We start from the raw sequence: 7,369 nt of genomic DNA on the forward strand, positions 1-7,369 counted from the left end.
TTTCGGCACTTTTTTGAGCCATTCTATCAAGAGGCAAAATTTGATCTACTGTCAATTCATACAAGTCTGAATAATCTTTTACCAATCCGTTGTTGAAAATGTTTTGTTTGCATTAGGAATTCGATATGTAGGAGAAACCGTCGCAAAGAAATTGGCAAAGCATTATAAGAATATTGATGCATTGCGCCAAGCATCGCTTATGGACTTAATTTTGGTTGATGAAATTGGTGATCGAATTGCGCAAAGTGTCATTGAATTCTTCGAAAATCAAAATAATAGTATTATCATTGAACGATTAAAGAGTTTTGGAGTTCAGTTTGAAATTATAGAAAAATTTAATCCAAACGCAACTAGTAAATTGGTTGGTAAAACCTTTGTTGTTTCTGGCGTTTTTGAAATTTTTTCTCGTGACGATTTAAAGAAAGCTATTGAAGATAATGGAGGTAAAATAGGAAGTTCTATTTCTTCTAAAACAGATTATGTTGTTGCAGGAGACAATATGGGTCCAGCTAAACTGGAAAAAGCAAATCAATTGGGAATAGCAATTATTTCTGAAAATGATTTTATAAAAATGATTAATGAAAACGAGTAAGGTTGCATTATTGTTGTATATTCTTTTTTGTGTTTTAGCAATTATTGCTAATATTTGCGGTTCTGAAAGTCTAAAATTAGTTACAAAACCTTTCATAGTTCCTGCATTGGTTTTTTACTATTTAATAAAAACTAAGAAAATAAATAGTTGGGTTTGTTTATTTTTAATGTTTAGTTTTATAGGTGATGCCGTTGGTTTAATGAATTTTGATAACGAAATTGTTTACATTGTCTTTCCTTTTTTTTTAGCAATTATTTGCATGATTATATTAATAATTAAAAACTTAGAAAAATTTAAATACAATAAATTCAATTGTTTTTCTTTGTTATTAATCTCTTCTTTAGTTGGTTATGTATGGCACACTTCTGTAGAGTTATTTTCTTTTAGTGAGGGAATTGCACAAACTCTCGTGTTTTGTTTTGGTTTTTCTGTATTTATAATGACTTCATTGGTAAGTTATAATATTATTTGGAAAACAAATATTCCCAATTTATTCTTGATGTTAAGTGCAACTTGTGTTATTGTTTCAGATTTTTTCTATTTGATTTATAATTTTCAAAATCAATTGGTTATCATTGATTATATTCATTTTTCATGTCAAGTTTTCTCTTATTATTTTTTTATAAAATATATTTTATTAAAAGAGAATGACGTTTTATTAAAAAAAATAAATAATGTTACTTAATAATTTAAATAAACCAATAAAGAATCAAGGTGTTAGTTTTTACTTAAATATTGTTTTCTTTTCTGTTTTAATAATCGAAATATATGCTGAGTTTGTAGAAAGCAATATTTTACAATGGATAGTAAAGCCTTTACTAATTCCGGTTTTATTTTTTTTGTATTTAGTTAGTTCGCTTAAAACCTCTAGAATATATTGTTCGGCATTGTTTTTTAATTGGTTAGCTAATTTATTTTTTATAAACAATATTCCGCGATTGTTATTATTAGCATCAGTTTTTTTTATGCTGCATCGCATACTTATTATTGTTATGATTTTTAAAAGCAATAAAACGCTTGGAGTTGTTCCTATACTGCTGGGAGCTATTCCGTTTTTCTTTCTTTTTTTGAGTTTAATAAGTATGGTTAGTGAGAATATTCAAGGCGTTCAGCTTTATCTTATTGGTTTTCAAACAGTGCTGATGACCATTTTAGGAGGTTATTCTTTGGGTAATTTCATCATTAACAATGGTATATCGAGCAAATTGTTACTTATTAGTTCCTTGTTTTTTGGTTTAAATTTATTTGTGTTGGGAATAAAATTTTACTTTCTTGACATGACATTTTTAAAACCAATTTCAATGATTTTCTTTGTGTTTGGACATTATGTGTTTTATCAATTTATGATATCACATGATAATAATTAATTTTTTTAACACAATAAATTAGGTTTTAATAAATTTATTTCATTAATTTTATGAAATGAAATTATTTGAAAGAAAAAACTTAGTTAAAGTATTTACTTTGTTATATACCATCAACGCTATTGTTGAGGTTATGGCTGAGTATTTTTCTTTAAAAATAATTTTGTTTATTACAAAGCCATTAATACCTATTTTATTAATGGTTATGTACTTTTATGAATCGCCCAAACATTACAAGTTGTTCTATATTTTAATGTTTTTTTCATTGTTAACAAACTTACTTTTTATACCCAATACCAAAGAGGCACTTTTCTACGGAGTAATAACATACACCATTCACAGAATATTTTTGTTAATAGTTATTTTCAATACTGCAAAGGTTAAAAATTTAGTATCTTTTTTTCTAGCAACTTTACCGTTAGGTTTTATATTTTTCTATTTATTTGTTGCTGCCGATGTACCAGAAAACTCATATTATTTAATTTTCTTTCACAATCTAATGGCAGCAGTTTTAGGTGGTGCTGCAATATCTATTTATATTGAGAGTGATACTAAACAAAATTCACTTTTATTAATTAGTATTCTTTTGTTTCTAGGGTTGCAACTTGTTATTTATATTGAAAAATATTATATGATAAATTTCTATTCTATCTATATTAGACCATTAGCAATGACCTTAAATATAGTAGCGTTCTATGTTTTTTATAAATTTTTAATTACCTCCGAAAGATTAGACAATAATTGATTTTCCTTTACTTGCAATTTGTTTGTCACTTGTCATGTAAAAATCTATTCGTCCAAGATTTAAGCCATAACAACCTACTTGGTTGATAAGGACTTCTTTTCCGTCGAGATTCTTTTCTATCACTGGCTTGTCTAAAAATGTATGTGTGTGTCCGCCAATTATTAAATCAATATCTTTAGTTTGCTTTGCAAGTATAATATCGCAAACTTTATTTGGATCTTCTTTGTATTTAAAACCAATGTGTGATAAACAAATTACTAAATCACATTTTTTTTCTTGTTTCAATATTCTTGCCATATCGGTTGCAACCTCAATAGGATTGTTGTAAACTGTTTCTTTGTAGTTCTTTTTATCAACCAATCCTTCAAGTTCAATACCAAGGCCAAATACACCAATTTTTATGCCATCAACAGTAGTAATTTTATATGGTTTTACGTGTCCGTCGAGAACTGTATTTTTAAAATCATAATTGGATGATACAAAATCAAATTTAGCATTAGGCATTTGAGCTAGTAAACCATCTATTCCATTGTCAAAATCGTGATTGCCCAATGTTGCTGTTTCATAGCCCATCATGTTCATTAACTTAAATTCGAGTTCACCTCCATAATAATTAAAATAAGGTGTACCCTGAAAAATATCTCCAGCATCTAGCACTACTACATTTGGATTTTCTTTTCTAATTTCTTCAATTAAAGACGCTCTTCTGGCAACGCCACCCATATTTGGATTTCTAGGATGATCGGCAGGAAACGGATCTATATAACTGTGAACATCATTCGTGTGCAGAATGGTAATATGTTTTACATCTTCACTTTTAAAACTGCTTAGTGAAAATCCAGTTAATCCTATAAGTGCCGAACTTGCTGCTGTTTTCTGTATAAAATCTCTTCTTTTCATTTTCTTACTGTATATAAATAAAGCGAAACTTTTTAAAATTTAATTTTCTTTACTAATTCTAATATCAGAATTGACATTTAAAGTATCTACATCTTTAAAATAATCAATCATTATATTTCTTAGTTTGTAATCTATGTCGTAGCGCTCAACGCCTTTTTTAAAAAACACCATATTATCGCCGCCATTAGATAAATAATCAGACGTTACCACGTAGTAAATTTTATCATTTTCTAGAGGTTTTCCTTGCACTTGAATATTTTTTGCAACATTATCTTTAGAAATCGTAAAAGTCATTCCTGCTAGTGGATGTGGTTTTTTTTCGGAAATTATATAATTGGCAATTTCAGCTATTTGAACACCTTTAAGTCCAATTATTATGGCGCTATTTTCAAACGGCATTACTTCATAGGCATTTCTAGCCGTTACATTGCCTTTGGGAACTATAGTTCTTATTCCGCCATGATTTAATAAGCATATATCAATAGACTTTTGTTGCCGTTTTATAAAAATTGGGTTGGCTTTTTCAATTGTAATATCGGCAAGAAAACAGCCAATATTGGTTTGCCATTCTCCTTTAGATTTATCTAATGTTTCAGGACAATAAGCCAATACTTCTCCTAAATCCTTATCTATGTGTTCTCTGTAAGGTTTTATGTAGTTTTCAATTTCGGCAACGCTAGATTGCTTTTCTGTTATGCCAATTTTTTTGCCTTCAATCTTAGAAACATAATACTTCTGATTGGAACAAGAAATTAAAGAAATAAATGTTAATAATAAAACAAAATGTTTCATTCCAACGTTATAGTTTTTTAGTTTTACCATCTGTTATACAACTAAATTTAATTAAATTTGTAATCAAGTAAAAGTAGTATGTTTTGGAATAAAATAAAGGATTTTTCAGTAAAAAAAATAGTTAAGAAAAAGTTATTAAATGTAAATCATTTAGCATCAAATAATTCTATTAAAAATGTTGGAATACTCTTTGATGAAACATACTTTTATGAGAAAGAAAAATTAATAAATGAGCTTGTTAAAAACGGAATTGAAGAGCAAAATATTACTTTTTTAGTGTTTAAAAATACAATAAAGAAGAATGATGTTTTTAATTTTCCTATTTTTAGTCATAAAGATTTAAGTTGGACTGCTACTTTTGAAAAAAAAGAGGTTGTTCAATTTATAAATAAAGATATAGATTTGTTGTTAAGTTATTATGATACCGAAAAAGCAGCTTTAATGCTAGTAACGCATCTTTCTAAGGCAAGTTTTAAAGTAGGATTTGCATCTGTAGATAAAAGACTAAATCACTTTATGATTGATACAAATGCCGAAAATTATAAAGTTTTCACTTACGAATTATTTAAATATTTAAAAATATTAAACAAACTATAACATGCAATCATTAATAGGAACTGGAGTTGCACTGGTAACGCCTTTCAAGAAAGATTTATCTGTAGATACAGAAGCTTTAATGAAAATTGTAAATTTTCAAATAGAAAATGGTATTGATTATCTTGTAGTTTTAGGTACAACTGCAGAGAATGCTACCTTAAGTCAAGACGAAAAAGAGCTTGTAATTGAAACCGTTATTAAAGCCAACAACAATCGTTTGCCTTTGGTTCTTGGTGTTGGCGGAAACAATACTTACAAAGTTGTTGAAGAATTAAAAACAAGAGATTTGTCTAAATTTGTTGCCGTACTTTCTGTTTCGCCGTATTATAATAAACCAACGCAAGAAGGTGTTTATCAGCATTTTAAAGCTGTTTCTGAAGCATCGCCAATTCCTATAATAGTGTACAATGTACCTGGACGAACTGCATGCAACATGTTACCATCTACGGTTATAAGACTTGCAAATGATTTTAAAAATATTGTAGCAATTAAAGAAGCTGCTGGCGATATTGTTCAGGCCATGAAACTTATTCAAGGAAAGCCAGAAGGGTTTTTAGTAATTTCGGGAGATGATATGGTTACTTTACCCATGATTTTAGCTGGCGGAAGTGGCGTGATTTCGGTTATTGGAGAAGGTTTTCCAAAACAATTTTCAGATATGGTTCGTCTTGGACTAGAAAGAAAAGTAGACGAAGCCTATAAACTGCATTATCTTTTAGCAGATGCAATAGAGATGATTTTCGAACAAGGAAATCCTGCCGGAATAAAAGAAGTTCATAAAAAGCTGGGCTTGTCAGAGAATACAGTTCGATTACCTTTAGTAAATGTGAATCAAGATTTGGTAGAACGACTGTCAAGATTTATTGAAAAATTGTAGTTTTTTAGCCTAAAAATAACAATTAAAAAAAATGTTTCATAGTATCTAATTATTAACTAATTTTGCAGTTCGTTTTTTAAGGATAAAAATACCTTTTATAAACTGCATTCATAAAAATTAAAATGAAGAAAATAGTTTCGCTTATAATTTTGGTAGTTCTTTTTTCGTCTTGTAACGAATATCAAAAAGCCTTAAAATCGGAAGATGTTGCACTTAAATATGATGCATCTGTAAAAATGTACGAAAAAGGAAAATATGATAAAGCCATAAGATTGTTTGAACAAATCGCGCCTTCCTACAAAGGAAAACCACAGGCAGAAAATTTGTTTTATATGTTTTCACAAGCCTATTATAAAACTAAACAATATTATTTGGCAGGTTACCAATTTGAAAGCTTTGCTTCAAGTTATCCAAAAAGTGAAAAACATGAAGAAGCAGCGTTTCTAGGAGCAAAATGTTATTCTATGCTATCGCCAGTTTATAGTTTAGACCAAGCCGATACAGATAAAGCAGTAGATAAATTGCAAAATTTTATTGACTCTTATCCAAACTCTACTTATTTGGCAGAAGCCAATACTGTTGTAAAATCATTGCGTAACAAAATAGAGAAAAAAGCATTTGAAAATGCAAAACAATACAATACAATTTCAGATTATAAATCGGCTCAAATTGCTCTAGATAATTTCATTTCAGATTATCCAGGAACACCTTTTAAGGAAGATGCTTTGTTTTATAAACTAGATTCGGCATATCAATTAGCAATTAATAGTGTGCCAGAGAAAATGGAAGAACGATTAAATACTGCTAAAGCAGCGTATAATAATTTCACAAAGTTCAGTTCAGATTCTAAATATAAAGAAAAAGCTAGCGGAATGATAGCTAAGATTGATAAAGATTTACAACAATTTTCAAAATAAAATGTCATGGATTTAAAAAAGACCAATGCACCAGTAAACACAATAACATACAATAAAACTGTTATTGAAGAACCTACCGGGAATGTTTATGAAGCAATAACTATTATGGCTAAAAGAGCAAACCAAATCAATACTGAAATCAAGAAAGAATTGCTTGAAAAGTTAGATGAATTTGCTACTTACAACGATAGCTTAGAAGAAGTCTTTGAAAACAAAGAGCAAATTGAAGTTTCTAAATTTTATGAAAAACTTCCAAAACCTCACGCTCTTGCAGTTCAAGAATGGTTAGATGGAAAAATTTATCATAAAGATACAAACAAATAATAAAGAATAATGTCAGTTTTAAGCGGTAAGAAAATAATACTAGGCGTTTCTGGTGGAATTGCCGCATATAAGACAGCAACATTAGTTCGTCTATTTATAAAAGCAGGTGCGCATGTCCAAGTGATAATGACACCTGCTTCTAAGGATTTTGTAACGCCATTAACGTTATCTACACTGTCAAAAAATCCTGTACATTCTACATTTTATAATGAAGATGATGACAATGCGCAATGGAATAATCATGTTGAGTTAGGTCTTTGG

At 28.9% G+C, this 7,369-nt stretch carries 10 protein-coding genes and 1 pseudogene; 9 read left to right on the plus strand and 2 right to left on the minus strand.

Going from position 1 to position 7,369, the window contains the following annotated elements; translation table 11 throughout:
• Window positions 1–94: 94 nt before the first annotated feature.
• From ACH2CG_RS16765 to ACH2CG_RS16780, 4 genes and pseudogenes are all read left to right on the plus strand, one after another.
• Window positions 95–592: pseudogene (locus ACH2CG_RS16765) on the plus strand (helix-hairpin-helix domain-containing protein); the annotation flags it as partial.
• Window positions 579–1,277, plus strand: a complete 699-nt coding sequence (locus tag ACH2CG_RS16770) for a hypothetical protein (RefSeq protein WP_395067303.1) — start codon at window positions 579–581, stop codon at window positions 1,275–1,277. The pseudogene ACH2CG_RS16765 and the gene ACH2CG_RS16770, both read left to right, overlap by 14 nt.
• Entirely contained in the window at window positions 1,267–1,959 is a 693-nt protein-coding gene (locus tag ACH2CG_RS16775; RefSeq protein WP_395067305.1) for a hypothetical protein, read from the plus strand. Before ACH2CG_RS16770 ends, ACH2CG_RS16775 begins: the two co-directional genes overlap by 11 nt.
• A gap of 55 nt (window positions 1,960–2,014) precedes the next feature.
• On the plus strand, window positions 2,015–2,701 hold the full coding sequence (locus ACH2CG_RS16780; protein ID WP_395067307.1) for a hypothetical protein: 687 nt from the start codon (window positions 2,015–2,017) through the stop codon (window positions 2,699–2,701).
• On the opposite strand, the gene ACH2CG_RS16785 is transcribed toward ACH2CG_RS16780, so the two are convergent.
• The gene (locus ACH2CG_RS16785; protein WP_395067309.1) at window positions 2,687–3,601 is read right to left on the minus strand and encodes a bifunctional metallophosphatase/5'-nucleotidase; all 915 of its coding nucleotides are present in this window, start codon (window positions 3,599–3,601) and stop codon (window positions 2,687–2,689) included. The genes ACH2CG_RS16780 and ACH2CG_RS16785 overlap by 15 nt on opposite strands.
• A gap of 39 nt (window positions 3,602–3,640) precedes the next feature.
• On the minus strand, window positions 3,641–4,393 hold the full coding sequence (locus ACH2CG_RS16790) for a 5'-nucleotidase C-terminal domain-containing protein (protein ID WP_395067311.1): 753 nt from the start codon (window positions 4,391–4,393) through the stop codon (window positions 3,641–3,643).
• 78 nt (window positions 4,394–4,471) lie between these two features.
• On the opposite strand from ACH2CG_RS16790, the gene ACH2CG_RS16795 reads away from it, so the two are divergent.
• The 5 genes from ACH2CG_RS16795 to ACH2CG_RS16815 all read left to right on the plus strand — a co-directional run.
• Window positions 4,472–4,990, plus strand: coding sequence for a DUF6913 domain-containing protein (locus ACH2CG_RS16795; RefSeq protein WP_395067313.1), 519 nt, complete (start codon window positions 4,472–4,474; stop codon window positions 4,988–4,990).
• 1 nt (window position 4,991) lies between these two features.
• Window positions 4,992–5,867 (plus strand): 4-hydroxy-tetrahydrodipicolinate synthase, encoded by an 876-nt coding sequence (dapA, locus tag ACH2CG_RS16800; protein ID WP_395067315.1) that lies wholly within the window; start codon window positions 4,992–4,994, stop codon window positions 5,865–5,867.
• Between the two features lie 122 nt (window positions 5,868–5,989).
• Window positions 5,990–6,784 (plus strand): outer membrane protein assembly factor BamD, encoded by a 795-nt coding sequence (locus ACH2CG_RS16805; protein WP_395067317.1) that lies wholly within the window; start codon window positions 5,990–5,992, stop codon window positions 6,782–6,784.
• Window positions 6,785–6,790: 6 nt separating this feature from the next.
• On the plus strand, window positions 6,791–7,108 hold the full coding sequence (locus ACH2CG_RS16810) for a DNA-directed RNA polymerase subunit omega (protein WP_274781581.1): 318 nt from the start codon (window positions 6,791–6,793) through the stop codon (window positions 7,106–7,108).
• A 9-nt stretch (window positions 7,109–7,117) separates the two neighbouring features.
• A partial coding sequence (locus tag ACH2CG_RS16815) for a flavoprotein (protein WP_395067320.1) occupies window positions 7,118–7,369 on the plus strand: 252 nt, incomplete at its 3' end.

Origin of the sequence: Flavobacterium sp. (genome assembly GCF_043778725.1) — a bacterium.
Taxonomy (GTDB): Bacteria; Bacteroidota; Bacteroidia; order Flavobacteriales; family Flavobacteriaceae; genus Flavobacterium.